The organism is Bifidobacterium parmae (assembly GCF_002860365.1).
Lineage (GTDB): Bacteria > Actinomycetota > Actinomycetes > Actinomycetales > Bifidobacteriaceae > Bifidobacterium > Bifidobacterium parmae.
In genome coordinates, this window is record NZ_NMWT01000006.1 from 18,982 (window position 1) to 44,966 (window position 25,985).

Sequence of the window (25,985 nt, forward strand, 5' to 3'; positions counted from 1 at the left end):
GCATCCACAATATCTCGTTTCGAGATATGACTATACATGCATGTCACGATTCGAGGTATCTTCGGCGTGGCGCGCCCCAGACCGATGACCCACCCCGGCCTCAGTCCGCGATCCGTTCAATGTAGTACACGGCCGTCTCGCCGTAGTCGCGATCGTCCGTGATCTCCCAGCCATCCGGCGGCGTCGGACGTTCGGACCGCGCGGAACGCTCCAGCACGATCACGGTCCCCTCCCCCGCGAACCCGTTCGCCGCGAGGTCGGCGAGCAGCCGGTCGCACGCCTCCGTCTCGAACGCGTACGGCGGGTCGATGAAGATCACGTCGAACGCGCCGGCAGCGCCCGCGCCGGAGGCCGCATACGCCTCCGCCTTGCGCACGAGCACGCGCGCCGCGAGGTCCGACGACCATGAGCGGTTGCGCTTGAGCTGCGCGATGGTCTTGACGACGAGCGCAGCCGCCGGCTTCGACGCCTCCACGGCGATCAGTTCGCGGGCCCCGCGCGAGAGCGCCTCGATGCCGAGCGCCCCGGTGCCGGCGAACAGGTCGAGCACGCGCGCCTCGTCGAGCACGCCCCACGCGTCGAGACGCGAGAAGATCGCCTCCTTGGTGCGGTCGGTGGTCGGCCTGGTGCCGGTTTTCGGCGTGGCCAGCGCCACGCCCTTGAATCGTCCTGAGATCACTCGCATGGTCATCGACTTTAGCGCGTCAGTTGGAGGTGAGGAAGGTCTCGTTGCCGCGTGTGAAGTCGAGCACCGCGCCGGCGAGCTGCGTATGCCCGTCGAGCGTCGGGTCGTCGGCGAGCAGCCGTTCGGCCCGCGCCCGCGCGTCGGTGATGAGATCCGCGTCCTTGATGACGCGCAGCAGTTTGAGGCTCGATTTCGCGCCGGACTGCGCGTCGCCGAGCACGTCGCCGGCGCCGCGGAACTCCAGGTCGGCCTGCGCGATCTCGGCGCCGTCCAACGAATCGTGGATGACCTGAAGCCGCGCCTCGGCCGTCGTGCCCGCTTCGGCGCGCGAGACGAGGAACGCCCAGCTGTCGGTGCCTCCGCGGCCGACGCGCCCGCGCAGCTGGTGCAGCTGGGACAGGCCGTAGCAATCCGCGTCGAAGATCACGATGCAGCTCGCCTGCTTGACGTCCACGCCGACCTCGATCACGGTGGTGGAGACGAGGATCGGCGTCTCGCCGGAGGCGAAGCCGGCCATGGCCTCGGCCTTCACGTCGTCCTTGTCGCGTCCGGTGAGCGTCGCGAACCGGACGCCGGCGAACTGCGGCAATGCCTTGAGCCGCGCCGTGATCTCCGCCACCGAGTGCAGCGGCGGCCGCGCGATCGTCTCGCCGTTCTCGTCGAGCGTCTCATACACGTCGTCGATGCCGTCCAGCACCGTCATATCGCCGCGCGAACCCCGTCCACCGCGCGAGGAGCCGCGCCCGCCGCGGGATGCCTCCGCGTCGTCGTCGGAATCCGCGTCGATCCGCGCGCACACGATGTAGGCTCGTTCTCCCGCGTCGATCCGCGCGCGGATGTGCGCGAACATGCGCGCCATCGTGCGCCCGTCCGCCTCGTTGACGACGATCGTGCGGATCGGCTTGCGCCCGCCGGGCAGTTCGGTGAGCCACGAGATGTCGAGGTCGCCGAACCAGGTCATCGCGGCGGTGCGCGGGATCGGCGTGGCGGTCATGACGAGCAGGTGCGGCGCGGTGCCGTCCGTCGATTTCGCGTTCAACGATTCGCGCTGTTCGACGCCGAAGCGATGCTGCTCGTCGATGACGACGAGCGCGAGCCTCGGCGCCTGGAACGTCTTCGAGAAGGCGGCGTGCGTGGCGACGATGATGCCCGGCGTGCCGCTCGCGGCTTGGGCGAGCGCCTTGCGCCGCGCCGCGAGCTTCATGCCGCCGGTGAGCAGCGTCACCGGCACGGACGGACCGGCGTCGCCGCCGTCCGTGCCGTCATCGCCACTGTCGCCGGCACCAACGGCGTCGTCCATCGCAGCGATCATGCGCGTGATGGTCGCGACGTGCTGTTCGGCGAGCACCTGCGTGGGCGCGACGAGCACGGCCTGGTAGCCGGCGCCGACGGCCTGGAGCATGGCGGCGAGCGCGACCACGGTCTTGCCGGAGCCGACCTCGCCCTGCAGCAGGCGCTGCATCGGGGTGTCGCGCGTCATGTCGGCGGCGATGTCGTCGATGACCTCGCGTTGTCCGTTCGTGAGCGTGAACGGCAGGGATTCGACGAACCGGTCGCGCAGGGAATCCGCGTCCGGCAGCGGGCATGGGTGCGCCGCGGACTTGTGCGCGCTGCGACGCGCCTCAAGCAGCGCGGTCTGGCAGACGAACGCCTCCTCGTAGCGCAGGGTGGCGATGCCCTTGTGGAAGTCGGCGACGGTCTTCGGCTCGTGGATCGCGCGGAACGCCTCGGCGCGGTGCATGAGTCCGCGTTCCGCACGGATGGTCTCGGGCAGCACGTCGGGGATGGCGTCGGCGAGCGTGCTGGAGAAGCGTTCCTCGTCGTCGTGGGATTGCAGGGTGATGTCGTCGGTGCCGGGCGCGGGCATGTCGCGACCGCCGAGCGCCCACATGAGGCTCAGGATCGTCTCGTGGATGCGTTCGCTGGACAGTCGCGCGGACGCATGGTAGACGGGGCGCGGCCGGGTGACGCGCGCCATCGCCTCGGCGACGTTCGGCGCGTCGTAGCCGTTCGCCCACGGCGTCGACGGTTCCGGCGCGACGGTGATCACCTGCGGGTGGTTGAACTGCAACTGTCCCATGTATTCGCCGGGCGCGCCGGAGGCGACCACGATAGTGCCGGGGGCGAGACGGCGCGATATCCAGTCGAGATACCCCTTCTTGCCGGAGAAGAAGACGAACTGCGCGCCCGACGGCAGTATGCCGCGGGAGGCGGCGAACCCGTCATCATCGACGTTGACGACGAGACGCATGTTGCGCGAACCGTGGAACGTGCGCGCCGAGCGTACCGTGCCGGCGAACGCCATCGCCTCGCCGACGCGCGCCTCGCCGAGCGCGCGCGCCGACACCGGGTCGGCGACGCGGAACGGATAGTAGGTGAGCGCGTCGCCGATGGTGACGATGCCGAACGACTTGAGCGTGGACGCGCGGCGTTTGTTCGCCAATAGCGCGGCGATCGGAGTGTCCCAGGTGATGCTCATAACGTCCCATTCTCCCACACGCGATGACCCGCGCGACGGTTAAAACGAAAGCCTCCATCGGCGAACCGATGGAGGCTTCGATACGTTGACGCTATCCGCGCACTCACGCAACCGCGCGCTGGACCTTGCCGGCCTTGATGCACTTGACGCACACGCGCAGGCGAACGTTCTCGCCCTCGACGGTGGTACGGACCGACTGGAGGTTCGGACGGAAGGTGCGCTTGTTGCGGATATGCGAGTGAGACACGGTGTATCCGACCTGCGGACCCTTGCCGCACACGTCACAACGAGCTGCCATGATGGACTCCCTTTAACCTTGACTATCAAGTCTTTTTCGCGATTCGACCGGGCATGCGAACACGCTTAGCCGAACACACAACTTCACGAATATATCCCACCGGCCTGACAAACGCAACACGCGTGGTATCCTATGCGGTTCCGCGCACGGCGGAACCGTGGCCGACGCGGGCCGGAAGCATGGCGGGAACGCCACGGATACGCCACGGATACGCCACAGATACGCGGCAGAGCCGCCTCCGATGCCCGTTGCGCCACGCCCCGGACGGCCTACAATCCACCATACGCCGGGATGTCGGCCATAGAATGGTGGCAGTGCATCGCGTCGGACGCGTGCAGTCGAGCGCTCAAGGAGGACGCCATGTTGTCGAAGCACATCAACGGGGAGACGAAGGGAACGAGGCTGGGCGAGTTCATCGAACAGCGTCGGGAGGAGCGGCGCATCGACCGGGCCGTGGCTGAGTCGGACGTCGAGGACGCCGCGGCCGTCTCGGCGTCCTCGACGGCGCCGGCGCCGGCATCGACGCAGGACGGCGGGCACGTCCCGTCGGTGATCTCGCTCGGGCAGGTGTGGGTCGACATCATGATGGACGTGGACGAACTGCCCGCGCCCGGCGGCTTCGCGGTCTCCAACGCCGCCCGCCCGGTGGTCGGCGGCAGCTACCGCGTGCTGGACGCGGTGAGCAGCATGGGCGTGCCCGCCGAGCATGCCGGCGTCGTCGGCAACGGCGTGTGGGCGACGATGATCCGCGAAGCGTACGAACACGACGGCATCGCGCACGTGGGGCCGAGCCGGCTCGACGCGGATTCCGGGTTCCGTCTCGTCTTCCACGACGGCGACGGGCGCAAGACGTTCGTCGCACGCTACGGCGTGGAGGCGCAGGGCGACGCGCACACGTTCGACGCGGTCGAACCGGAGGCGGGCGACGTCGTGCATGTCAGCGGCAACACACTGCTCGACCATACGGCGGCCGGCATCGACGAGTTCATGCACCGGGCCGGCGACGATCCGAAGGCGCGCCCCTACCGGCTCGTCATCAACCCGACGAACACGCTGAAGCTCGTCAACGACCATCTGCTCGAGGATCTCGTTCTCGCGCGGCCCACGTGGTCGTGCAACCGGCAGGAGGCGAACACGTTGGCGGAACGTCTCGGCGTCGACCTCGGCGAGGCGGGGGCGTTGACCGTCGGCGGCGGATTCGACCAGGCGATGAACGCGTTGTGCGACGCGCTCGGCAACACGCTGCGGGCGCCGCTCGTCGTGCGCGCCGGCTCGCGCGGCGCATGGGTGCGCGAGCCCGGCGGCGAGGTGCAGCACGTGGAGGGCTATCCGACGAAGGGCGTGCACACGCGTTCCGCCGGCTCCTGCCACACGGGCGTCATGTGCGCGATGCTCGCGAAGGGATGGTCGCTGGCCGACGCGGTGAACATCGCCAATGCGGCCGCCTCGCTCGCCATCCAACGCCATCGGGCCGGCGTGCCCGTCTGCCCGGGCTACAGGGAGGCGGTGACGCTGGCCGGCGTCGCGGCGCGGTAGCGGCACGGCAACGGACACGCGCGATAATTCACTCTGCGTTCACCGGCGTGCGCACCGGGCGGCATGGGGACTCCCCTACGATGGATTGCAGTTTCCATCGTCGAGGAGAGTCCCATCATGTCCGAACAATCAGTGAACGCGACGCCGTCCGCCACGGCGAAGCTCACGCCGCGCGAGAAGAAGTGGATCGTCTACGACGTGGGCAACTCCGCGTTCGTGCTGCTGTCGACCGCCGTCGTGCCGATCTACGCGAAGTCGCTGATGCCGGCGGACGGCAACATCGTGTCCGCGTGGGGCTACGCGCAGACCATCGCCTCGCTGGTGATCGCGCTGCTCATGCCGCTGCTCGGCTCGATCGCCGACGTGCAGGGCATGAAGATCAAGTTCTTCCTCGGGTTCTTCGGCACCGGCGTGGTCACGTGCGCGGCGCTCGCGCTGCCGCTGACTTGGCTGCCGTTCCTCATCGTGTACGTGCTGGCGACGATCGGCCTCAACGGTTCGCTCACCTTCTATGATTCGATGCTCATCGACACCACGTCGAACGAACGCATGGACAAGGTCTCGTCGCACGGCTACGGCTGGGGCTACGTGGGTTCGACCGTGCCATTCATCGCGTGCATCGCGCTGATCTTCGGCGGTCCGGCGCTGTTCGGCTGGTCGACGGCCGCATGCACGCGCGCCACGTTCGTCATCACCGCCGTCTGGTGGGTGGCGTTCACGATTCCGCTGCTGACCAGCTACCGGCAGGTGCACTACCGCGCGACCCGCGACCATACGCGTGAGGCGGTGCGCGGCACGTTCGCCGAACTCGGCGGCACGCTGCGCAAGCTCGTGAGGAACAAGCCGCTGTGGATGTTCATGGTCGCGTTCTTCTTCTACATCGACGCGGTGAACACGGTGATCTCGATGAGCACCTCGTACGGCACCGAGCTCGGCATCGATTCGACGCAGCTGGTGGTGGCGCTGCTCGTCACCCAGTTCGTCGCGTTCCCGTGCGCGATCCTCTACGGGCGTCTGGCCGGCCGGTTCGGCTGCAAGCCGATGATCGTCGCGGCCGTGATCGCGTACATGTGCATCGTGTTCTTCGCCGCGTTCTTCCTGCGCTCGGCCGTGCAGTTCTGGATCCTCGCGATCCTGGTCGGCATGTTCCAGGGCGGCATCCAGGCGCTGTCGCGCTCCTACTACGGCAAGATCATCCCCAAGGAGCACGCCAACGAGTACTACGGCCTGTACGACATCTTCGGCAAGACCGCGAGCATCATCGGCACGTTCCTCGTCGCCACGACCACGTCGATCACCGGCAACGCGAGCCTCGGCGTCCTCTCCATCGCGATCCTCCTCGCCGTCGCCCTCGTCTTCCTCACCCTCCAGAAGGACCCGACCAGGAACTGACGTTTCGTTCCGATCCGCCATAGCGAAAGGTTCGATATGGACGGCCGTAATGGCGACGATACCGACAACCGATCAACCGGCTCAGACAGGCCCCGATACGCCCACGCATTCGTCGGCCACCTGTTGCTGGATGCCATCGTATCGTTCCCGATCAGTCTGATCATTGCATGGCTGGGGCTGCGCTTCATCGCGCGCATCGTGTTCGATGGCGGTACGCTCGCCGCAATGCTGGCGATTACATGGATCGGGATATCGCTGATTGATTCACGTTGCGACTATGAACTGCGCCGGGCCGCCAACCGCATCATTTCGCCGATGCCATGGCCGCTGATCGCCGCCAGGATCGTGTTGCCGTTCTCCCTGCCGTGGATCGCCGCCCGCTGGCACGCGGACATGACGATCGTCTCGGCCACGAGCATCGCTGCCGGTGCGGTGCGGCTGACGGAGATCATCGGTCTCGAGCGACCATGGCGGAGCGAGGACCAGACGACGATCGACCGGCAACGAGAAGAGTTGAGGCGCATTACCCGCGAGACGGCCGAGGAGATTCGCGAGGAACGCCGCGCACAGACGGACGACACCTACGACCCCTACAATCTGCGCGGCAAACGGTGAATCGCCGTTCTTCTCCTCATACTTGAGGTTCGCGAGAAAACGGCGGAACAACGCCCATGCAACCACCGGTTGCGCCGTGGTCAAGGCATTGTCCGGTTGCGTTTCGCCATGGCAACCGCAAGATGGTGGCGGAAGCGGCGCTACCGTGCCACAGTGGAATCATCGTTCGGACGTGATGAGCCGACACCACCGACCAAGGGGATGATGACGATGACTTTCCGCACCAATCTGCAGACCCTGCGTGCAAGGCGCAACATGACGCAGGAGCAGCTGGCCATGCTGCTCGGCGTCTCCCGGCAGGCGATCTCGAAGTGGGAATCCGAGAAGGCGTATCCGGAAATGGACAAGCTGCTGGCAATCTGCGACCTGTTCGGATGCACGCTTGACGATCTGGTGCTTGGCGACGTGAACCGACCGACAATCCCCACGGGAACGACCGAGACCGCCCCGACCATCGCCGACGAGCCTCACGCGGTCGAGCAACGGGAAGGCGGTCCGACCGCGCCCCTGCCGAAGGATATCACCGGATACGATGCCCACCGCCTCCGGTTCTCGATGCTGATCGCATCCGGTGTGACGGCGATCATCGCGTCGGTCGGCGTCGCCAGCCTGTTCGACCCGGAACATTCGATCATCGGCGTCAATCCGCTCAATGACTTCCTGATGTTCGTCTGCATCTGCGTGGGCGTGGTCATTGGACTGGTTCTGTTGGTCCCGGGTGCCATGATGCATGCCGAGTTCAGGCGGAATCACCCATACGTCAAGGACTTCTACACCGAGGATGACCGCCGCGGGGAATCACGTCTTCTGGCGTGTGGCGTGGTCGTGGGCGTGGCGGCGATTCTGATCGGCATCGCGGTCGTCGTATACATGGACGAGGTGCGGGAGGTCACCGCGGGATGGCCTAACGCAGTCATGCTGCTGCTGTCCGCGGCCGCGGTGTTCGGATTCGTCTACTGCGGCATACGGCGCGCCATGTTGAACATCGACGGCTACAACAAGGAAATCGAGCGGAATCGGCGTCAACGTTCCGGTGACGTGCCGCGATCCGCGAAACTGTCCGGGGCATTGAGTGGCATCATCATGCTCGTCGCCACGATCGTCGGTCTGACGTTGCTGTTCCTCGTCCCCGGGTCGCTGTTCTGGATGTCGTGGGTGATCGGCGGCCTGCTGTGCGCCATCACCGGAATCATCGTCGGCCTGTTCAAGGACCATGTCGGAAAGTGAACGAACGGAAGCCACGGGCGGGACACTACGCGTTGCATACGTCGTCGTGTTCCAGCTCATACCGTCTGATGCCAATGATCTGTGTCCTGCGATACGGGATACGGATACAGGGATAGCGATTAGTAGGTAGGTCACAAAACAAAGTCACAGCGCTGGCAACCTAGTGTCCGATAAGACACAACACCGTTCATCTCCTGAAACGCGACGACGACCACTCAGCAGCCATCAATCGCGCCCTTGTTCATCGATGGCATCGATGAACAAGGGTCTTCGCCAGTCTGTGCGGCGAAAAGTCGGACTTCGGGGTTGTTGCAGCGCCTTCCATATGCGGGATATGAGAGGGGGTTGTCTGGGTGGTGCGGGTTGGCGGGTTCTAGTGATTGTTGCAACACCTGATGATCGCTGGTTTCCACCGCCTGCCGGGTTTGCTCCCGTCAACAATAGAAGGCATATCGGCCGCCCATCCCCGTGCGAAGGCACAACTCTTCACAGGCACCCGCCATCGCGTAACCAACATGGTCTCGAATCCTTACGCTCTCCTCGCCCGCTGTCCTTACGCTCTCCCCGCCCGCTGAATTCCTACGTCTTCCCCCACCGCCGCCAGTGTCTTATCGGACACCGGCCTGTCATTGGCCCCAAGAAGCATCGTCACCATTCTCCGTACCGGCTGGAAACACAAGCTTTTCCCAGGATTCATATCCATGCGCGATACGTAGGAGACGCCTCGCCGTTCCGGCACTACACTGGGGGGACGGAACCGGGTGGGATATGTCGATGCGATGCACGCGCACGATAACCTGTGCACGATACCCTGTGCACGATACCCTGTGCGGTTCCGCGCATCGAACGTCGGTCGTAGTCATAAGGAGGCTGTCATGATCGATCATGTCGGATTGTTCGTCAAGGACGCGAACGAGCGCGCGGGATTCTACGAGAAGCTGCTGGCGCCGCTGGGATATGCGAAGAAGCACGAGTTCCCGGGGGCCGTGTGCTTCGCGAACGATGCGGACGGCGACAGCGTGTGGATTCAGTCGCCGAAGGGCGGCAACCCGATAGTTCCGGCGCATCTGGCGTTCCGCGCCGCCGATCAGGACGCCGTCAAGGCGTTCCATGCGGCCGGTCTCGCCGCCGGCGGCACGGACAACGGCCAGCCCGGCCCGCGGCCGAACTACGGCCCGACCTACTACGCCGCGTTCATCCACGACCCGGACGGCAACAACATCGAAGCCTGTCTGCAGTAGCGGCATAGCGGCGTGCCGGACTGGGCGAAGGGTTCCGTCGGCTCACATCCGTCGAAACTCTTCGTCCAGCATCGCGTATTCCAACTCATCCTCCCAATGCGTTCCGTCATCACTCAGATATTTCACTTTCCGGACGTAATGGGCCTCTCGACGCAAACCGCATTTCTCCATCACCTTCCATGAGCCGATGTTGTCCGGATGACAAAGCGCGCATACGCGATGAACCCGCATCACGTCAAAACAGTATCCGAGCAAAGATCTGGTGATTTCCGTAGCATACCCCTTGCCCCACTCGGATCGCACGAGCAGCCATCCGAGCATCGCGGTGTCGTTCCCATAATCCATGTGGATTCTCGCCCGTCCGATTTTCCTCGAATCGGCCTTGGCGATCACCGCCATCTCATAATTCATTTGCGGGCGCGCGTCCCAATCGGATACCACCTGCCTCGTATGCGCCCTGATCTCCTCATCCGTCAGCCGGCCGCACGGCATGAACATCATGATGTCGGAATCACCGTACAGTTCGGAGATGATGTCCTCATCATCAAGCGTGAACGGCCGCATGACGAGCCGTTGTGTCTCCAGCACCATTTTCCGTGTCATTCCCTGTCTCCCATCGTCAATCTTCCTGAACCCGCCTATCGGAGCAACGTCTCACCATGGCATCGTTCCGCTGCGATGTTCCGGCCTAGGCTACGCGAACAACCGCGCGCGCAGGGAGGCGGCGTCGGTGAAGCGGATGCCGGTCAGGCCGGGGACGGCGGCGGCCGCGGCGTCGGCGTTGCGCTGTTTGTCATCAACGAACGCCGCATGCGCCGGGTCGACGCCGAACCGGGCGACGGCGCGGCGGTATATCGCCGCATCGGGCTTGTGGATACGTTCGGCACTGGAGACGACCACGTCGCGCAACAGTCCCAGCGCGGGGAACAGTTCGCAGGCGGCGTCCACGTATGTCACGGTGAAGTTGGTCAGTCCCCAGCAGCGCACGCCGGCCGCGTCGAGGTCACACAGCAGATCGGCCATGCCGGGCAGCATGCCGGTGAGCGCGAGCCGCTGGCGTGCGAAATACGTGCGGAACGCCGCGAGTTCCGACGATTCGCCCGGTTCGCCCGGTTCGCCCGGTTCGCCCGCGTCGGCCGCATCAGCCGCATCAGCCGCGTCCGGCGTAATCCCTCGCCGTTCCGCCGCGTGATGCGCGGCGTAGTCGGCGAGGATGCGCTCCTCGCTCCATCCGAGGTCGGACAGTTCGTCGTAATGCCAGAATCCGTATGGATCGTCGCGGTCGAACAGCCGGTCGGCGACGTCGGCCGGTACGACGCCGTCGACGGCGGCGCGCGGCCGCCAGTCGACCAGCACGTCGCAGAAATCGAAGATCACGTCGTCATACGTGGGACGCACGGGACGGTTCACGGGGGAAACGCTCATACGCGACACCGTACACCCGCGCCGTCCGGCGAGACGCGACACGTCCGCCGCAACGTACGGGCGGTACAGTGTCCGGAAACCGACGGATTCGCGGGATGTCCGGGAAGCGGATGTCCGACAGGGAGAGGAGACGCGCCATGACGTACGTGCAGGCGTTGCTGGGGTTCGCGCTGGTGGCCGGTTCGATGGCCCTGCTGCCGGGATTGGACATGATGATGGTGGTCAACGAGACCATCAATTCGACGCGTCGGCGCGGCATCGCCGCCGCGTGCGGCATCTCGTTCGGCGTGCTCGCGTGGGCGGTGGCCGCGGCGGTCGGTCTCGCCGCGATCATCAACGCGTTCCCGCTCGCCTATGACGCGATCAGGCTGCTCGGCGGCCTGTACCTGTTCTATCTGGCGTTCAGCCTCGTCCGCAAGCCGAAGGACGGCGGGACCGAGGCAACGGAGGAGAGCGCGGCCGAACCGGCGGCGAAGTCGGGCGCGGCGGCACCGGCGGCGGCCGTCTCGGCCGTGGGTACCGGGCACGGCCCGCTCGCCTCCCCCATCGTCTCCTCGTTCGTGCGCGGGTTCCTCACCGATCTGTTCAACCCGAAGATCGGCGTGTTCTACATCGCCGTCATCCCGCAGTTCCTCGTGCCGGGCGTCGACCATCTGCGGATGGGCGTCTCGCTGGGGCTCATCCATTTCGTCGAGAGCATGCTGGTGCTCGTCACGCTCGCCTGCATGGCCGCGTTCTTCGCCGGCAGGCTCAAGTCGGGCCGTTCGCGCCGCATCCTGAGTCTGGTGTCCGCGGGCATCATGGCCGTGCTGGGCGGCGTGACCGTCACCGAGGCGATCCGCAGCCGTCTCGCCGCCTGAGCGTCCGCCGCGGTTCAGCGGCCGAGCAGGCCGGAGATCTGGCCGATGACGTCGCCGGGCAGACCGGCCTGTTCGGCGATCGCACCGAGGTCGAGGTTCGCGCCCTGCTCCTGGATCATGCCGGCCACGTTCCCGATCTGGTCGGCGGAGATGTGCTCCTCGGCCAGTGCGGTCAGGTCGCCGAGCTGTTCCGCGTTGAGGTGGTCGCCTGCGACCTGCGCGATCTCGCCGAGCTGTCCGGCGTCGAACTGTTCCGTCACCGCCGCCGGCAGGTCGCCGATCGCACTCAGGTCGACGCCGCCGGCGAACTGTTCGGCGATGTTGCCGATGGCGCCGTTCGCCGCATCGCCGGCCACGTTCCCGATGACGTCGCCGACCGTATCGCCCAGCACGCCGCCCACGATGTTCCTGATGCCGTCGAACAGTCCCATGTCACGCCCCTTCGTCGATGATCGTCCGTTGCCGACCACTGTACAGGACGATAGGTCACAGACGACTTCCATCGCCTGTGACCTTGCTCATACGACGGGAGGCCGATTGGACGACCCGTCTCAGTCTGCGGTGCTGAGATTGATGGTCATCTTCTCGTCGTTGGGGAAGTAGTGTACGGACAGATCGGAACCGTCCGAGCCCTTCATCGACGCGTAGTTGTCGCCTTCGCCGTCTGCGGTGAAGCCCTTCTTCTTGCACTGTTCGACATAGGCGGCGAACTGGTCGTGCGTGGTGCCGTAGACGCTGTATCCGACGCTTGTGTCGCTCACCGAGCCGCCGATGATCGTCGATTCGGGCGTGGGCAGGGTCTTGGTGAGTTCGTCGTCGCCCCACTGGTTCGCCTTGCGTTCGGCCTTGTCGAGCGTGGTCTTCTTGTTGACGAAGTCGTAGGTGGCCTTGCCGATCTTGTCCGTCCCCTTCAGGTAGGCGACGGACATCGTGTCCGGTTCCATGATCGATGTGAAATCGCCGATGGCCTTCCACCCGCCGATCGTGCATTCCCCGTTCTCGCTGGTCGCGCCCGGCTTGACGACGAGGCTGCTCGTGCATTTGAGCGGCTCGGTCTTGAGCTCCTCATAGTCGGAGTCCTCGATCATCGTCACGGCCTGGCGCAGGTCGGCGAACGCCGCCTGCCGCTGCTCGTCGGTCACGTCGCTTTTCTGCCGGTAGGCGAGTTCGACGGCGACGATGGTGACGTCCGTGCCGTTCGTGAACGACATCATGTCCTGCCGCTGGTTGTCGACGGGCGTCGACGCGACGCTCGTCTCGAGCTTGGAGAGGTCCAATGGCTTCGCCGCCGGCGACGTCGAGCCGCCGGACGCGCCATTCGACCCGGTGCCCGTCGGGCCGCCGCAACCGGCCAGCATCATCGCCGCCGCCATCACGCAGGCCACGCCGCCCGCGATCTTCCGTTCCATACGCATGTCTCGTACTCCTTGTTCTCTCGTTCGACACGTTGTTCACGGGCCATTATCGGGAGGATCGCGTGGGACGGCATCAGTTGGCGACTGAATCGGCGGAAACAGCATGTACGGCAATGAGGAAAGCCCCTTCCAAGAATGGAAGGGGCTTTCATCATTGCGGGAGGTTGCCTAGCCTAGCGGGTTCAGCGCTCGGAGGCTTCCTCGGTGGCGGCTTCGCCTTCGCGCTCGACGCGGATCTTGTGGCCGTCGGCCTGGGAGACGCCGTAGTAGGCGGCCACGGCGATGTCCTTCATGTCGTTGATCAGCGGGATGCGCGGGTTGGCCGGCGTGCACTGGTCCTCGTAGGCGCGCATGCCGATCTGGTCGAGGACGCTCCAGAAGTAGTCCTCGTCCACGCCGCACTCCTGGAAGCTCTTGTTCATGCCGAGCTTGTTGTCGCGGTAGTCCTCGACGGCCTTCGCCAGGTTCTCGACGGCCTCGGCCGGGGTCTTGCCCGGGTCGATGCCGAGGTTGACGGCGATGTCGCGGTAGCGCTCGTCGGCGACGTACTTGTTGTACTTCGGCCACGAGGTCGGCTCCTCCGGCACCTGGCCGTTGTAGCGGATCACGTACGGCAGCAGGATGGAGTTGGTGCGGCCGTGCGCGATGTGGCACAGGGCGCCGATCGTGTGGGCCATGCCGTGGCACATGCCGAGGAACGCGGAGCCGAACGCCATGCCGGCCATCGTGGCGGCGTTGTGCATCTTCTCCTGCGCGTTGGTCTTCTCCAGGCCCGGCTCGCCGTTGACCGACTCGGCCAGGTTGTCCCAGATCAGCTTGGCGGCGTGCAGGGCCATGCCGTCGGTGAAGTCGTTCGCATACACGGACACGTACGCCTCGAAGCTGTGGGTCAGGGCGTCGAAGCCGGCGTCGGAGGCGAGCTTGCGCGGCTGGGTGCGGGCCAGGACCGGGTCCACGATCGCGACGGACGGGGTGAGCGCGTAGTCGGTGATCGGGTACTTGTAGCCGGTCTTGTGGTCGGTGATGACCGCGAACGGCGTGACCTCGGAGCCGGTGCCGGAGGAGGTCGGGATGCACACGAGCTTGGCCTTCTTGCCCAGCGGCGGGATCTTGAACGCGCGCTTGCGGATGTCGAAGAACTTCTCGCGCACGTCGGAGAAGCTGATCTCCGGGTGCTCGTAGAGCAGCCACATGATCTTGGAGGCGTCCATCGGGGAGCCGCCGCCGACCGCGATGATCGTGTCCGGCTCGAACTCCTCGCGCATCATCTCGGCGCCCTTCTCGACGGTCTCGACCGAGGGCTCCGGCTCGACGTAGTCGATGATGCGGAAGGTGACGCGGTTGGAACGGGCGCGCAGCTGGTCGATGATCTTGTCGACGATGCCGAGCTGCTCCATGACCTTGTCGCACACGATGACGGCCTTCTCGATGCCGTACATGTCGCGCAGGTACTTGATCGCGTTCGGCTCGAAGTAGGTCTTGGCCGGGATCTTGAACCACTGCATGTTGTTGTTCCTCCGAGCGATGCGCTTGATGTTGACCAGGTTCACGGCCTGCACGTTGCCGGACACCGAGTTGCCGCCGTAGGAGCCGCAGCCCAGGGTCAGCGACGGGGCGATCGCATTGTAGATGTCGCCGATGCCGCCCAGCGAGCTCGGCTGGTTCCAGATGATGCGGCAGGCGTGCATGCGCAGGCCGTACTCGCGCACGAGCTCCTGGTTGTTGGTGTGGATGGCGGCGGTGTGGCCGGCGCCCAGCTTGAGCATCGCCTCGCACATCTCGAACGCCTGCTCCTTGGTGTCGGCCTTGAGGACGGCCTGCACCGGGGCGAGCTTCTCGTGGGTGAGCGGCTCGTTGTCGGAGACCTCGGAGCACTCGGCGGCGAGGATGGTCGCGTCGGCCGGGATCTCGAAGCCGGCGGCCTTGGCGATGTACTGCGGGGACTTGCCCGGCACCACGGAGTTGAGCTTCGGGGTCTGGCCGGAGCCGGCGGTGCAGCCGAACATGTACTGCTCGAGCTTGGCCTTCTCCTCCTTGTTCACGAAGTAGGCCTTGCGGCGCTTGAGCTCGGCGATGAGCGGCGCGTACACGTCCTTGTGGGCGATGATGGCCTGCTCGGTCGCGCAGATCATGCCGTAGTCGAAGTGCTTGGACAGGATCAGGTCGTTCGCGGCGCGCACGATGTCCACGTCCGCGTCCACGTAGGCCGGGGCGTTGCCGGCGCCGACGCCGAGGGCCGGCTTGCCGGAGGAGTACGCGGCCTTGACCATGCCCGGGCCGCCGGTCGCGAGGATCGTGGCGATGCCGTCGTGCTTCATCAGCGCGCCGGTCGCCTCGATGGACGGGTGCTCGATCCACTGGATGCAGTCGGCGGGGGCGCCGGCCTCGATGGCGGCGTCGCGCACGATCTTCGCGGCGGCGATGGAGCACTTCTGGGCGCCCGGGTGGAAGCCGAAGATGATCGGGCAGCGGGTCTTGAGGGCGATCAGGGACTTGAAGATCGCGGTGGAGGTCGGGTTGGTGACCGGGGTGACGCCGGCGACCACGCCGACCGGCTCGGCGACCTCGTCGATGCCGAGCACGTCGTCCTCGCGGATCAGCCCCACGGTCTTCTGGCCGGCCAGGTAGTTGGTCACGTGCTCGCACGCGAAGATGTTCTTCGTGGCCTTGTCCTCCACGAGACCGCGGCCGGTCTCGTCCACGGCCATCTTCGCCAGCACGAGGTGCTTGTTCAGCGCGGCGACGGACGCCTTCGCCACGATGTGGTCGACCTGCTTCTGATCGAGCTTCTCGAACTCCTTCAGGGCCTTGAGGCCCTTGGCGACCAGCGCGTCGACCTCCGCCTGAGCGGCGGCCTGCTTCTCCTCCGGGCTCGGCTTGGTGGGAGCCTCGGTCTTCTTTGCTTCTGCCATGAATCCTCCTCGATGTGCGTTAAGCAAAACTCGTGTTCTGTGTTCTCCCGCCGCTGGGGCGGACATCGGTCAGCCAACTCAACATTGCGTTGTTTCCTGTGGCCTGGGTCACAATATAACGAATCCGCAAACAACCTGCATGCGCACAAAATCGACGGCGTTTCGCGAGCGTTTCTGCAATTTTTTTGTTCGATTCTGTGAGAATTACCACACAAAACCACTCAAAACCACGGATTTTGATACTTTTTGTTCATTTTCTGATGAATATCACACCCAAACAAATAGTCATACCTTATGACTTACATAAAGTTATTTTCTAAAAGCCGCCACACTACATGCGCATATATAAACATGATTGCCAAAAGTCGCCCATCCCGAACCGCGCCATTCCGCCGCTCCCGCCGCGGCACGCCCGGCAATATGCGAAATCACTTTTATAAAAGTACACTGTCGATATCGCGCGATCGCACGATCCACGATCGCATAGTATCGCACCTGTCGGTATTGCACCCAACGGAGGTCTCGCATGAAGGCAATGCCATCGACGGCGGTGAAGGCGCACAACCGCATCGCCATGACCCAGTACCTGTACCATCACGAGCACGTCACCAAGCAGGAGATCGAACGGGAACTCGGCCTGAGCCTGCCCACCATCACGCAGAACCTGCGCGCGCTGGAACAGGACCACATCATCCGCCAGGGCGAACTCCAGCGGTCCACGGGCGGCCGCAAGGCGCGCGGCTACGAGTTCAACCCGGACCACCGCACCGCCATCGGCGTGGCCATGCGCGCGAGCGAGGTGCGCATGTGCGCCGTCGACCTCAACGGCGCCGTCGTCGAACGCCTCGAACGCACGCTCCCCTACCGCAACGCCAACGTCTACTACCAGCGCATCGGCGCCATCATCGACAACTTCGCCGCAGAAGTGGGCAAGAAGCACGGGCCCGTGCTCGGCGTCTCCTTCTCCATCCAGGGCATCGTCTCCCCCGACGGCGGGACGATCACGTTCGGCAAGGTCATGCGCAACACGGGGCTCACGCTCGAGACAATCACGCAATCCGTGCACCATCCGTGCATGATGATCCACGATTCCGACGCCTCGGCGATGGCCGAACTCTGGTTCGACCATTCGCTCACCGACGCCGTGTGCATCTATCTCGAACGACGCCCCGGCGGCGCCGTGATCGTGAACGGCAAACTCTACCAAGGGCCGAACATGTGCAACGGCGCCATCGAGCATATGACGCTCGTGCCGAACGGCCGCGAATGCTACTGCGGCAACCGCGGCTGCATGGACCCGTATTGCTCGCCCGAATCGCTGCCCGAAGACTACGAGTCCATCCCCGGCTTCTTCAGCGTGCTCGAACAGGGCGAGCGCCACCACCGCGAGCGCATGGACGAGTGGCTCGACTACGTGGCGCAGGCGATCGTCAACGCACGTTCGGTCATCGCCGGCGACGTGATCGTCGGCGGCGAGGCCTCCCAGTATCTGGAGGATTCCGACATCGAGGACCTGAAGCGCCGGGTCATCGAACGCAGCCCGTTCGGCACCGAACGGTTCACACTGCGCCGCAGCTACCAGGCAGAGAACCAGACGATCATCGGCGCGGCCCTGCGCTACGTGGAGACCTATCTGGCCGAGATCTGCGGCGAGTGAATCCCGCTGGAGGCCGCACGGCCACCGTCCGGCGAATGGTCTCGACGCCTTTCCCGAACGGATGAACAAGCCCCCGAGCCGGTTTTGTCCGGTTCGGGGGCTTGTTCATGCGATAGGCGGTCAGGCCCGGGTGAGGACCTCGGCGAGCGCCTGGATCACCGGCTGGGGCATGTGCGAGTCGAACTCGCGGCTCTCGTCCACGCCGTGCAGGTCCTCGATGGTGTGCAACGCCGGCAGCGCGTCCTTCCCGAGCTCCTTGACCATCGCGTAGGCGGTCTCCTTGGTGAGGTAGAGCATCTGCGCGTCCTTGAGTACGGCGAACGCGTCCTCGACCACGGTGTCGCCGGCGACCGGCAGACCGGCGACGAACGTCACCGTGAGACCGTCCGTCGCAGCCACGCCGGAGACCTTCACGACCGCGCTCAGCGTCGCCGCGTCGTAGGAGACGTCGGCGGCGACCGTGCGGCCGTCGGACGTGACGGTCACGTTCGCGCCACCGTCACCGACCGCCGACGCGTCGACGCCGCGAAGGACGATCGTCCAGTCGCGCGTCTCGGGCACGACGTCGGCGGCGCCGGCGACCGGCGCGACGGTGAACGTCGCTGCCGTCGCGGCACCGTCCGTCTCGCCCAGATGCAGTGACAGTTCGGTCGATGCCCAACGCACGGATGTTTCGGGCGCACCGTCGTCCTCCCACAGCGTGAACGACCCGCTCGCGCCCGGGAAGGCGACCACGCGCAGGGACTGCGGGTTCGCGACCGAGTTGAGCGGTTCACCGGCCCTCTCCTCCTGCAACGGAACGATGGCGCCGGCCTTCGCGAACACGGGGATGCGGTCGAGGCCGCGCCACGCCTCGATGCGGCGACCACCGGCCGGACGCGACTCGTAGCGGCGTCCGTCGAAGAAGTCGAACCACGTGCCCTGCGGCAGCCACACGTCGGCCTTCGCGCGCTGCACGCTCTTCTCGGCCGGATCAACGATCGGCGCAACGAGCAGTTCGGTGCCGAAGAGGAACTCGTCGACGAGCTTGTACGCGTCGCGGATCTCCGGCCAGTCCCAGTAGAGCGGCTGGACGAGCGGCTCACCCTCGTAGGCGGCACTACGGTTCATCGTGTACAGGTACGGGATCATCGCATGGCGCAGGCGCAGCGCGGCGGTCATCGCGCGCGCCACGTCGCCGTGGAAGTTCCACGGCTCCTTGCCGTTGAACGGCGAGTCGGTGGAGTGCAGGCGGTTGATCGGGCTGAACGCGCCGAGCTGGTACCAGCGCGCCTCCAGCTCCTCGTCACGGTAGCCGAACATGTGGCCGCCGATGTCGTGGCTCCACCAGCCGTAGCCGATGTTGGAGGCGGTGGCGGTGAATTCGGGCTGGAACTTCAGGGACTCCCAGTTGACGACCGTATCGCCGGAGAAGCCGATCGGATAGCGGTGCGAGCCGGGGCCGGCGTAACGGGAGAAGGTGAGCGGGCGCGGGTTGCGCGCGGCGTAGTCGCTGCCGTCGGCGCGCGCCGAGTCGAGGTAGTGCAGGTGGTTGAGGCCCCACAGCGGGTCGAGGCCGGGCTGGCGGGTGGTGCCGCCCTGCTGCCAGTCGAGCCACCAGAAGTCGACGCCCTCGTCCTCCATCGGATGGTGGAGCTTGTCGAAGTAGGCCTCCATGAACTTCGGATCGGTGAGGTCGAACTGCACGGCCTCCTCGGTCTTCGGGTCGATGCCCATCGCCTCGGCGAGTTCCGGGTAACGTTCCTCGAACGCGCGCACGCCGTCCTTCGGGTGCACGTTGAGCGTGATCTTCATGCCCTGCTCGTGCAGCCACGCCATGAAGCGCTTCGGATCGGGGAAGAAGTCCTTGTTCCACGTGTAGCCGGTCCAGCCGGAACCGTACTTCGGGTCGACGTCGTCGACGAGATGCCAGTCCATGTCGACCACGGCGGTGGTGAACGGGATGCCCTCCTTCTCGAACCGTTCGACGAGCGTCATGTACTCGGCCTCGGTGTAGCGGTGGTAGCGGCTCCACCAGTTGCCGAGCGTGAAACGCGGCAGCAGCGGGGTCGGTCCGGTCAGGCGGTAGAGGTCGTGCACGGCCTCGCGGTAGCGGTGCCCGTAGGCGAACAGGTAGAAGTCGGTGGTGGGCTCCGGCTTCGGCGTCACCCACGTGCCGAACGGGTTCGCCTTGCCGTTGACTTCCGGCGTCTCGCGGATGATGTTCGACTCCGAATCGTCGATGACGGCCCAGCCGTCGGTGCCGTTGACGCCGGGACCGACGGGGATGCGGCCGTTGGCGAAGTCGAGGGTGCGCGCCGTGCCGCCGAGGTTGCGCATCTGATCGTCGCCGTAATGCCACGTGTTGTCGATGGCCTTGACGTTCTTGATGGTGGCATACAGGCCCTCCTTGCTGAACGGGGCCTGGTTGTAGGAGATGTGAAGCGATGGGGTTTCGATCTCCAGCCATCCGTCGCGTTCGACGACGGTGAACTCCGGTGCGGCGTCCGGGCCGAAGTCGCGGTTGAGCACGGACTGCGTGGCGTCGTCGACGAACCGGCCGGAATCGGACCATTCGAAGCGGATGAGCGACTCGGTGATGACGCCGATGCGCCACCGGTCGCCCTGGATGATGCGGTCCGGGTCCATCGCCGGATGCGCGCCAAGCGTACCGAGCGAGAAGAGATTGCGGTCTACCACGTGAACTCCTTTGTCGTGTGCTGCGTATCGTGATGTCCGATTGGTTGACATCTACGATAATAGCGCTTGCACAATATGAGCCACGCTCAAGAAAACTGCGATATCATTCTGCGGAATATCAATATGCTTCCGCCGTGATTGGATTATCATAGCGCTTGCATACACAACGGCGTGCATGCATTACACTTCCCCTCAACAGCTCACCCACGCGCACGATCCCGTTGCTGAGATGACGTGAGCGACGCACATCAGGATGCATGCGCGTGACGGTACTGCGACGGTGTCATGCCGGTCTCGTCACGGAATCTGCGATTGAAGTTGGAGGCGTTGTCATAACCGCTCATCCGTTGGATACGTGCGATCGGCAGATCGGTGCAGGTCAGCAGGCGGCAGGCGCGCCCCACGCGCAGGCGACGGACGAAATCGGCGAAACCGATGCCGGCCACCCGTTTGAAGAAGCGGGAAAAGGTCGATACGCTCATCGAGGCCGCTTCGGCGGCATCCGACAGCGTGACCGTATCGAGATGCGACGAAATATAGGCGATGGCGATGTTGACGTCGTCCTCGGCACCGAAGGCGACCTGCGGATTGTATCCCGGGGTCACCACGGTGCGAACCTCATCCGCCGGCGCCTGTTGGAACACCGTGAGGATGGCGATGAGGTCGGCCACGCGCCGCGCCGCGTCATGCTCCCCCATCGTCTCCAGCAGGCCTCCCGCCTCGTGCGCGGAGTCTCCCGACAGGACGAGTGCATGCGACGCGCGACGCACCACCTGCTCGAACCCGGCGGTCTCGGGGAACGCCGACGCCAGCAATCGCAGCGTCTGCGGGCGGACATGGCACAGCACGTCACGATGGGCGAGCCGTTCGCCGGGGATGATGTCCGACAGCCAGTTATGAGGCAGGTTCGAGCCGATCATCGCCACATGCCCCGCCTCGAACGGCATGAGTCCGTCCCCGGCCATGAGCTGTCCGCTTCCCTCACGGATCAGGTGGATTTCGATCTGCGGATGGTAGTGCCATCGGGCCAACGCGCTCGGATACCCGTGGCTCGACCAGCGTATGGCGGCGTCCCCATCGGGGACGATCACCTCCAGCGATCCAGCATCCGAGTATGGGATCATGCCGGCGTCACGCGCATCCATCGCCAACCTCCTCGTCGATTCCTCCACGATACCGCACCGTCCGCCGCCCGATGTCCGGCCTCCGATCGTTCACCGGCTCCCGTCGACGGATACCACCGGGCATCGGAAAACGACGTGACGACCGTCCGAGGAACACCGGAAATGCCGATGCGCGCCGGCGGCGGAAAAAGGGAATCCCGCCGGCCCGTCATCGATTATTCATGGCGCCCCTCGGACGGCCGTCACGCCGCCGTCGGACGGTCACCTGTCAACCGCGCGATCAGTCGCGGTCGACGGTGATCTGCAGCTTGATGTCACCCGGACGACCCTCGTCCATACGGTCGAAGGCTGCCTTGGCGTCCTTCATCGCGAAGGTGTCGGTGATGAAGGGCTTGAGGTTGAGCCTGCCGCTGGCGACCAAATCGATGGCCTTCTGGTACACGTTGGCGTAGCGGAAGACGTTCTCGATACGCACTTCGGTGGCCTGCAGCTCGGTGATGTCAATCGACACCGGATCGACCGGGATGCCGACGAGCACCGCGCAGCCGCCGGGGGCGATGAGCTTCCAGAACGTCTCGTAGGCCTTCGGTGCGCCGGAGCATTCGAACGCCACGTCGGCACCCCAGCCGCCGGTCTCCTCGCGGACCCGCTCGACGAGATCCTCCTTCGTCAGATCGACCGGGATGACGCCCGGAATCTGGCCGATGATGCCAAGCTTGACGGCGGAGACGTCGGAGACGAGCACCTTGGAGGCGCCGCCGGCGAGCGCGGCGGAAGCGGTGAGCATGCCCACCGTGCCCGATCCGGTCACGACGCACACGTCGCCGGGCTTGATACGCGCCTTGGTGGCGGCCCACATGCCCACGGCGGTAGGCTCGAGCAGCGCGCCCTCGCCGAAGCTCATGTTGTCGGGCAGGTGGTAGGTGAACGCGGCCGGGTGGATGACCTCTTCGCACAGGCAACCGTCGATCGGCGGGGTGGCGAAGAAGCGCACGGCCGGGTCGACGTTGTACATGCCCAGTCGGCTGGCGCGCGAAGTCATGTCGGGGATGCCGGGTTCGAGGGCGACGCGGTCGCCGGGCTTGAAATCGGTGACGCCGGGGCCGACTTCGAGCACGGTGCCCGCGGCCTCATGACCGAGAATCATCGGCTGTTCGACGACGTACTTGCCGACGCGTCCGTGCGTGTAGTAGTGCAGGTCGGAGCCGCACACGCCCACGGTATGCGGCGCGATGCGCAGTTCGCCGGGACCGGGCGCCTGGACGTCCGGGACCTCGCGCACGTTGATGACGCCCTGCTTCTCGAGAACGACTGCCTTCATGATGATGCTCCTTTGATTGGATGGTTGTTGATGGTTGTTGGTTGATATGGATGGGAAAGACGGATCAGACCACGGCCGAGGACTGCGAGGCCATCGCCGGCATCGTCTCCGTGGACACGCTCCGATCGATGCGACGACCTTTCTCATCGAAACCGGGTTGCTTCGGTCGAATCCACAGGGAGACGACCGATCCGCCGATGTAGCAGATCGCGTACGCCCAGCACACGCCGGCGAACCCGACCGTCTCCAGCAGCACGGTGGCGATGAACGGACCGCAGAAGGTCGTCAGACCGGAGGCGAGGTTGTGCGCGGAGACCGCGGCCCCCTTGTGCTCGGGCTCCAGCGCGGGGAACACCGCACCCATCGGCACGAAGGCGGAGATGCCCATGCCGAGCACCACCGCGCACAGGTACATGAGCGGCAGGTTGCGGCCAAAGAACTGGGGCACGTAGTACATGGCGAGCGTGCCGAGGGCGGAGAGCCAGCATCCCCACCAACGCATCTGGCGCATCCAGCCGAACCGGTCGCCCATACGACCCCAGAACACGTTGCCGAACACGGTGACGACGAAGAGCAGCCCCCAGATGGTGGACCATTCGGTGACCTTGAACCATGCGCCGCCGCCGTTGGTATGCGTGGCGAGGTACAGCGGCATGATGACCGGGAATCCGTAGAGGGTGAGGTTGCAGATCACGCGCAGCACGGCGGCGAAGGCGATCTGGCGGTTCTCCTTGAGGATGGTGACGCCGCGGGAGAGTTCACGCAGCTTGTCGGCGGTGCTCATCGCGTCGAGATCGGCATTGCGTGTCTTCGGCACGAACCACAGGCAAATGAGCAGACCGGCAATCGAGAACGGCAGCGACACCCACAGCGAGTAGTATTCGCCGATCACCGGCGTGATGAACGCGGGCAGGTAAGCACCGAACACGCCGATGCCGAAGGAGTACGAGGTCCAGAACCATCCCATGGCCGAGGCCAGTTTGCTCGGGTCCACGGTCTGTGCGAGCAGTACCACGTAGCTGTAGATGAACAGCGGGTAGCCCATGCCGCGCAGCATGTACGACACCAGCATCAGCGGATAGATGTGGCTCGGCAACGCCACACCGATGAACACCAGGTGCAGAGCGATCCACGAGACCGCGCCGACCAGCATGATGCGCTTGGCGCCGAACATCTCCGCAAGCACTCCGGACGACCATCCGGCCAACGCCGCGACCAGACCATACATGGTGAACAGCATCGATGCCTGCGACGAGCTGAATCCCTGATCCACGACATACTTCGACAGGAACGTCAGCTCGAAGCCGTCTCCCGTCATGAACACCGCGATGGCCAGGAACCCCGGCAGCAGTGTTCTCATCAATCCCCGAGCCACGTTGTCTCCTTACCTGAACTTCGTTGTCTTTATCGCTCCTCGTTGAAGCGTTAATACAATTCTCCCGTGAGAAACACCGGTGTTTCCTCGCATTAGATGGCAAGAATTGATACTTTTTTGCATACCTTATGAACGCTCAGCAATTCCTTGAGCGGATACCCCACCTCACAGGACGTCGAGCGGAGAACCACGAAACACGCATTTTACAAAGTGACTTTACAAAAGTCGGCGCATGGGGTTATGCTAGGCGGCGATGGACGGAGATACCGCCCACATGCGCCGCAGGCGCACCAACGAAAGGACATCATCATGATGAGCAAGAAGAAGTTCATGGCAGCGGTTATGCGTGGTTTCGAGGCCAGCGGCATGAACGCCCTCGCCCAAGCCGGCTACAGCGAGGCCACCACCAAGGCATTCGAAGCCATCGAAAACCGCTGAACCGCAACAGCCTAAGAACGATACAGCAGCGGCATGGATGGCATGAGCCGTCTTCCTGCCGCACGTCGCGCATCGATAGGATGCATCGCCTTCGATGCCGAACATGATCGCCCAACGGTCATGTCGATCAATCAGATGCTCCAACAGGATCGGACAACGGCGTCCCCTCTCTCTGTTTCCCCCAAATCCCCGTGAGGCCTACGTGCTGACCACCGCGATCGCCCTGGGCCGCATCGCCCGCCCCGTCCGATAGTGTCTCGTTTTCCTCCCGTTGGCGGGTGGTGGCGCGTGAGCGTCGGTGGGTGGTCGCGGGGGTGGTCTCCGGACGGCTTGTGGGTGTCGTGGGACTGGTTCCCGGTGTGGTTCTCCCCGTGTGGCTTGTCCGGTGTCCGTGTATGGGTGGACCCCGGGAGCGTGTGCTCGACCGGGGTCCTGTTCTCGTTGTGGTGCGGCGGCGTGCTACTCTCCCACACCCTGTCGGGTGCAGTACCATCGCCGTGCCAGGTCTTAGCTTCCGGGTTCGGAATGGGTCCGGGCGTCTCCCCTGGGCCATGACCGCCGCAAATCTTCGATTGTGGGACCCGCCCCGCTTGGGGGGGTCGTTCCCCGGCTGGTGGTTTGGGGACCGGATGGTGGACGCTTGCCTGTCGTTTGTTTTGTGGTCACGGACCGTTGTTCCGTGTCGCGTGTTTTCGCGCAGTCTTCGCCGATGCTCTCCCCACCCCTGGGGGGTGTGGGTTGTGTGTCGCGCTTCCCCGTTAGTACCGGTCGGCTCCACCCCTTGCGGGGCTTCCACGTCCGGCCTATCGACCACGTGTTCTTCATGGGGGGTCTCAGGAACCCGCAGGCTCCTTGGGAATACTTATCTTGGAGCGGGCTTCCCGCTTAGATGCTTTCAGCGGTTATCCCTTCCGAACGCAGCCAACCGGCGGTGCCACTGGCGTGACAACCGGCGTACCGGAGGTTCGTCCACCCAGGTCCTCTCGTACTATGGGCAGGTCTCCTCAGTATTCCGACGAGCGCAGAGGATAGAGACCAAACTGTCTCACGACGTTCTGAACCCAGCTCGCGTGCCGCTTTGATCGGCGAACAGCCGAACCCTTGGGACCTGCTCCAGCCCCAGGATGCGACGAGCCGACATCGAGGTGCCAAACCATCCCGTCGATATGGACTCTTGGGAATGATCAGCCTGTTATCCCCGGGGTACCTTTTATCCGTTGAGCGATGCCGCGTCCGTACACCGGCACCGGATCACTAGTTCCGACTTTCGTCCCTGCTCGACCCGTCGGTCTCGCAGTCAAGCCCC

At 64.9% G+C, this 25,985-nt stretch carries 20 protein-coding genes and 2 rRNA genes; 8 read left to right on the forward strand and 14 right to left on the reverse strand.

The annotated features are described in order from the left end of the window. Window positions 1–100: 100 nt before the first annotated feature. The 3 genes from rsmD to rpmB form a co-directional block, all read right to left on the reverse strand. A complete protein-coding gene (rsmD, locus tag Uis4E_RS03040; protein ID WP_101621815.1) occupies window positions 101–685 on the reverse strand; it encodes a 16S rRNA (guanine(966)-N(2))-methyltransferase RsmD in 585 nt (194 codons plus the stop codon). A 19-nt stretch (window positions 686–704) separates the two neighbouring features. After that, window positions 705–3,164 (reverse strand): ATP-dependent DNA helicase RecG, encoded by a 2,460-nt coding sequence (locus Uis4E_RS03045; protein ID WP_101621798.1) that lies wholly within the window; start codon window positions 3,162–3,164, stop codon window positions 705–707. A gap of 103 nt (window positions 3,165–3,267) precedes the next feature. Further along, window positions 3,268–3,462: a 50S ribosomal protein L28 gene (gene rpmB, locus Uis4E_RS03050; RefSeq protein WP_034529605.1), complete on the reverse strand. Its 195-nt coding sequence runs from the start codon at window positions 3,460–3,462 to the stop codon at window positions 3,268–3,270. A 360-nt stretch (window positions 3,463–3,822) separates the two neighbouring features. On the opposite strand from rpmB, the gene Uis4E_RS03055 reads away from it, so the two are divergent. The 5 genes from Uis4E_RS03055 (at window position 3,823) to Uis4E_RS03075 (ending at window position 9,473) form a co-directional block, all read left to right on the forward strand. After that, the gene (locus tag Uis4E_RS03055; protein WP_101621799.1) at window positions 3,823–4,998 is read left to right on the forward strand and encodes a PfkB family carbohydrate kinase; all 1,176 of its coding nucleotides are present in this window, start codon (window positions 3,823–3,825) and stop codon (window positions 4,996–4,998) included. 117 nt (window positions 4,999–5,115) lie between these two features. Next, window positions 5,116–6,390 (forward strand): MFS transporter, encoded by a 1,275-nt coding sequence (locus Uis4E_RS03060; protein WP_101621800.1) that lies wholly within the window; start codon window positions 5,116–5,118, stop codon window positions 6,388–6,390. 36 nt (window positions 6,391–6,426) lie between these two features. Continuing rightward, a complete protein-coding gene (locus Uis4E_RS03065) occupies window positions 6,427–7,005 on the forward strand; it encodes a hypothetical protein (RefSeq protein WP_101621801.1) in 579 nt (192 codons plus the stop codon). Window positions 7,006–7,215: 210 nt separating this feature from the next. Further along, a complete protein-coding gene (locus tag Uis4E_RS03070) occupies window positions 7,216–8,232 on the forward strand; it encodes a helix-turn-helix transcriptional regulator (protein WP_101621816.1) in 1,017 nt (338 codons plus the stop codon). A gap of 875 nt (window positions 8,233–9,107) precedes the next feature. After that, on the forward strand, window positions 9,108–9,473 hold the full coding sequence (locus Uis4E_RS03075; protein WP_101621802.1) for a VOC family protein: 366 nt from the start codon (window positions 9,108–9,110) through the stop codon (window positions 9,471–9,473). A 42-nt stretch (window positions 9,474–9,515) separates the two neighbouring features. Here the strand turns inward: Uis4E_RS03075 and Uis4E_RS03080 are convergent, their stop codons facing one another. Together Uis4E_RS03080 and Uis4E_RS03085 are read right to left on the reverse strand one after the other, a co-directional pair. Beyond that, window positions 9,516–10,064: a GNAT family N-acetyltransferase gene (locus tag Uis4E_RS03080; protein WP_207764535.1), complete on the reverse strand. Its 549-nt coding sequence runs from the start codon at window positions 10,062–10,064 to the stop codon at window positions 9,516–9,518. Between the two features lie 102 nt (window positions 10,065–10,166). After that, complete coding sequence (locus Uis4E_RS03085; protein ID WP_101621803.1) at window positions 10,167–10,898, reverse strand: HAD-IA family hydrolase; 732 nt, start codon at window positions 10,896–10,898, stop codon at window positions 10,167–10,169. Window positions 10,899–11,035: 137 nt separating this feature from the next. Between Uis4E_RS03085 and Uis4E_RS03090 the strand changes: the two genes are divergently transcribed. Then, on the forward strand, window positions 11,036–11,758 hold the full coding sequence (locus Uis4E_RS03090) for a LysE family translocator (RefSeq protein ID WP_101621804.1): 723 nt from the start codon (window positions 11,036–11,038) through the stop codon (window positions 11,756–11,758). A gap of 14 nt (window positions 11,759–11,772) precedes the next feature. Here the strand turns inward: Uis4E_RS03090 and Uis4E_RS12145 are convergent, their stop codons facing one another. The 3 genes from Uis4E_RS12145 to adhE all read right to left on the reverse strand — a co-directional run bounded on the left by Uis4E_RS12145 (window position 11,773) and on the right by adhE (window position 16,085). Beyond that, window positions 11,773–12,189, reverse strand: coding sequence for a hypothetical protein (locus Uis4E_RS12145; RefSeq protein WP_243394297.1), 417 nt, complete (start codon window positions 12,187–12,189; stop codon window positions 11,773–11,775). A 120-nt stretch (window positions 12,190–12,309) separates the two neighbouring features. After that, window positions 12,310–13,167 (reverse strand): DUF6591 domain-containing protein, encoded by an 858-nt coding sequence (locus tag Uis4E_RS03100; RefSeq protein ID WP_101621805.1) that lies wholly within the window; start codon window positions 13,165–13,167, stop codon window positions 12,310–12,312. A gap of 188 nt (window positions 13,168–13,355) precedes the next feature. Beyond that, window positions 13,356–16,085 carry a bifunctional acetaldehyde-CoA/alcohol dehydrogenase gene (adhE, locus tag Uis4E_RS03105; RefSeq protein ID WP_101621806.1) on the reverse strand — a complete coding sequence of 910 codons (2,730 nt, stop codon included), beginning with the start codon at window positions 16,083–16,085 and terminating at the stop codon, window positions 13,356–13,358. A gap of 526 nt (window positions 16,086–16,611) precedes the next feature. Here adhE and Uis4E_RS03110 point away from each other — a divergent pair. Next, the gene (locus tag Uis4E_RS03110; RefSeq protein WP_101621807.1) at window positions 16,612–17,742 is read left to right on the forward strand and encodes an ROK family transcriptional regulator; all 1,131 of its coding nucleotides are present in this window, start codon (window positions 16,612–16,614) and stop codon (window positions 17,740–17,742) included. Between the two features lie 120 nt (window positions 17,743–17,862). Here Uis4E_RS03110 and Uis4E_RS03115 read toward each other — a convergent pair whose 3' ends face one another. The 4 genes from Uis4E_RS03115 to Uis4E_RS03130 all read right to left on the reverse strand — a co-directional run bounded on the left by Uis4E_RS03115 (window position 17,863) and on the right by Uis4E_RS03130 (window position 24,241). Continuing rightward, window positions 17,863–20,370 (reverse strand): glycoside hydrolase family 31 protein, encoded by a 2,508-nt coding sequence (locus tag Uis4E_RS03115; RefSeq protein ID WP_243394298.1) that lies wholly within the window; start codon window positions 20,368–20,370, stop codon window positions 17,863–17,865. 299 nt (window positions 20,371–20,669) lie between these two features. Continuing rightward, window positions 20,670–21,566 (reverse strand): AraC family transcriptional regulator, encoded by an 897-nt coding sequence (locus Uis4E_RS03120; protein ID WP_101621809.1) that lies wholly within the window; start codon window positions 21,564–21,566, stop codon window positions 20,670–20,672. Between the two features lie 259 nt (window positions 21,567–21,825). Beyond that, a complete protein-coding gene (locus tag Uis4E_RS03125) occupies window positions 21,826–22,866 on the reverse strand; it encodes an NAD(P)-dependent alcohol dehydrogenase (RefSeq protein ID WP_034529630.1) in 1,041 nt (346 codons plus the stop codon). 64 nt (window positions 22,867–22,930) lie between these two features. Further along, entirely contained in the window at window positions 22,931–24,241 is a 1,311-nt protein-coding gene (locus Uis4E_RS03130) for an MFS transporter (protein WP_101621810.1), read from the reverse strand. Window positions 24,242–24,550: 309 nt separating this feature from the next. Between Uis4E_RS03130 and Uis4E_RS12300 the strand changes: the two genes are divergently transcribed. Continuing rightward, a complete protein-coding gene (locus Uis4E_RS12300; protein WP_279324950.1) occupies window positions 24,551–24,679 on the forward strand; it encodes a hypothetical protein in 129 nt (42 codons plus the stop codon). A gap of 446 nt (window positions 24,680–25,125) precedes the next feature. Here the strand turns inward: Uis4E_RS12300 and rrf are convergent. Then, window positions 25,126–25,242: ribosomal RNA gene (gene rrf / locus Uis4E_RS03135) — 5S ribosomal RNA — on the reverse strand. Between the two features lie 175 nt (window positions 25,243–25,417). After that, a 23S ribosomal RNA gene (locus Uis4E_RS03140) occupies window positions 25,418–25,985 on the reverse strand; the annotation flags it as partial.

What these genes read in the sequence shown, in the direction of transcription:
- Uis4E_RS12300 (WP_279324950.1), top strand. Translation starts at nt 24,551, where the DNA reads ATGATGAGCAAGAAGAAGTTCATGGCAGCGGTTATGCGTGGTTTCGAG.
- Uis4E_RS03085 (WP_101621803.1), bottom strand. Translation starts at nt 10,898, where the DNA reads ATGAGCGTTTCCCCCGTGAACCGTCCCGTGCGTCCCACGTATGACGAC.
- Uis4E_RS03125 (WP_034529630.1), bottom strand. Translation starts at nt 22,866, where the DNA reads ATGAAGGCAGTCGTTCTCGAGAAGCAGGGCGTCATCAACGTGCGCGAG.
- Uis4E_RS03110 (WP_101621807.1), top strand. Translation starts at nt 16,612, where the DNA reads ATGAAGGCAATGCCATCGACGGCGGTGAAGGCGCACAACCGCATCGCC.
- Uis4E_RS03090 (WP_101621804.1), top strand. Translation starts at nt 11,036, where the DNA reads ATGACGTACGTGCAGGCGTTGCTGGGGTTCGCGCTGGTGGCCGGTTCG.
- Uis4E_RS03080 (WP_207764535.1), bottom strand. Translation starts at nt 10,064, where the DNA reads ATGGTGCTGGAGACACAACGGCTCGTCATGCGGCCGTTCACGCTTGAT.
- Uis4E_RS03060 (WP_101621800.1), top strand. Translation starts at nt 5,116, where the DNA reads ATGTCCGAACAATCAGTGAACGCGACGCCGTCCGCCACGGCGAAGCTC.
- Uis4E_RS12145 (WP_243394297.1), bottom strand. Translation starts at nt 12,189, where the DNA reads ATGGGACTGTTCGACGGCATCAGGAACATCGTGGGCGGCGTGCTGGGC.
- rsmD (WP_101621815.1), bottom strand. Translation starts at nt 685, where the DNA reads ATGCGAGTGATCTCAGGACGATTCAAGGGCGTGGCGCTGGCCACGCCG.
- rpmB (WP_034529605.1), bottom strand. Translation starts at nt 3,462, where the DNA reads ATGGCAGCTCGTTGTGACGTGTGCGGCAAGGGTCCGCAGGTCGGATAC.
- Uis4E_RS03045 (WP_101621798.1), bottom strand. Translation starts at nt 3,164, where the DNA reads ATGAGCATCACCTGGGACACTCCGATCGCCGCGCTATTGGCGAACAAA.
- Uis4E_RS03065 (WP_101621801.1), top strand. Translation starts at nt 6,427, where the DNA reads ATGGACGGCCGTAATGGCGACGATACCGACAACCGATCAACCGGCTCA.
- Uis4E_RS03115 (WP_243394298.1), bottom strand. Translation starts at nt 20,370, where the DNA reads ATGGACCCGGACCGCATCATCCAGGGCGACCGGTGGCGCATCGGCGTC.
- Uis4E_RS03055 (WP_101621799.1), top strand. Translation starts at nt 3,823, where the DNA reads ATGTTGTCGAAGCACATCAACGGGGAGACGAAGGGAACGAGGCTGGGC.
- adhE (WP_101621806.1), bottom strand. Translation starts at nt 16,085, where the DNA reads ATGGCAGAAGCAAAGAAGACCGAGGCTCCCACCAAGCCGAGCCCGGAG.
- Uis4E_RS03100 (WP_101621805.1), bottom strand. Translation starts at nt 13,167, where the DNA reads ATGGAACGGAAGATCGCGGGCGGCGTGGCCTGCGTGATGGCGGCGGCG.
- Uis4E_RS03070 (WP_101621816.1), top strand. Translation starts at nt 7,216, where the DNA reads ATGACTTTCCGCACCAATCTGCAGACCCTGCGTGCAAGGCGCAACATG.
- Uis4E_RS03075 (WP_101621802.1), top strand. Translation starts at nt 9,108, where the DNA reads ATGATCGATCATGTCGGATTGTTCGTCAAGGACGCGAACGAGCGCGCG.
- Uis4E_RS03120 (WP_101621809.1), bottom strand. Translation starts at nt 21,566, where the DNA reads ATGGATGCGCGTGACGCCGGCATGATCCCATACTCGGATGCTGGATCG.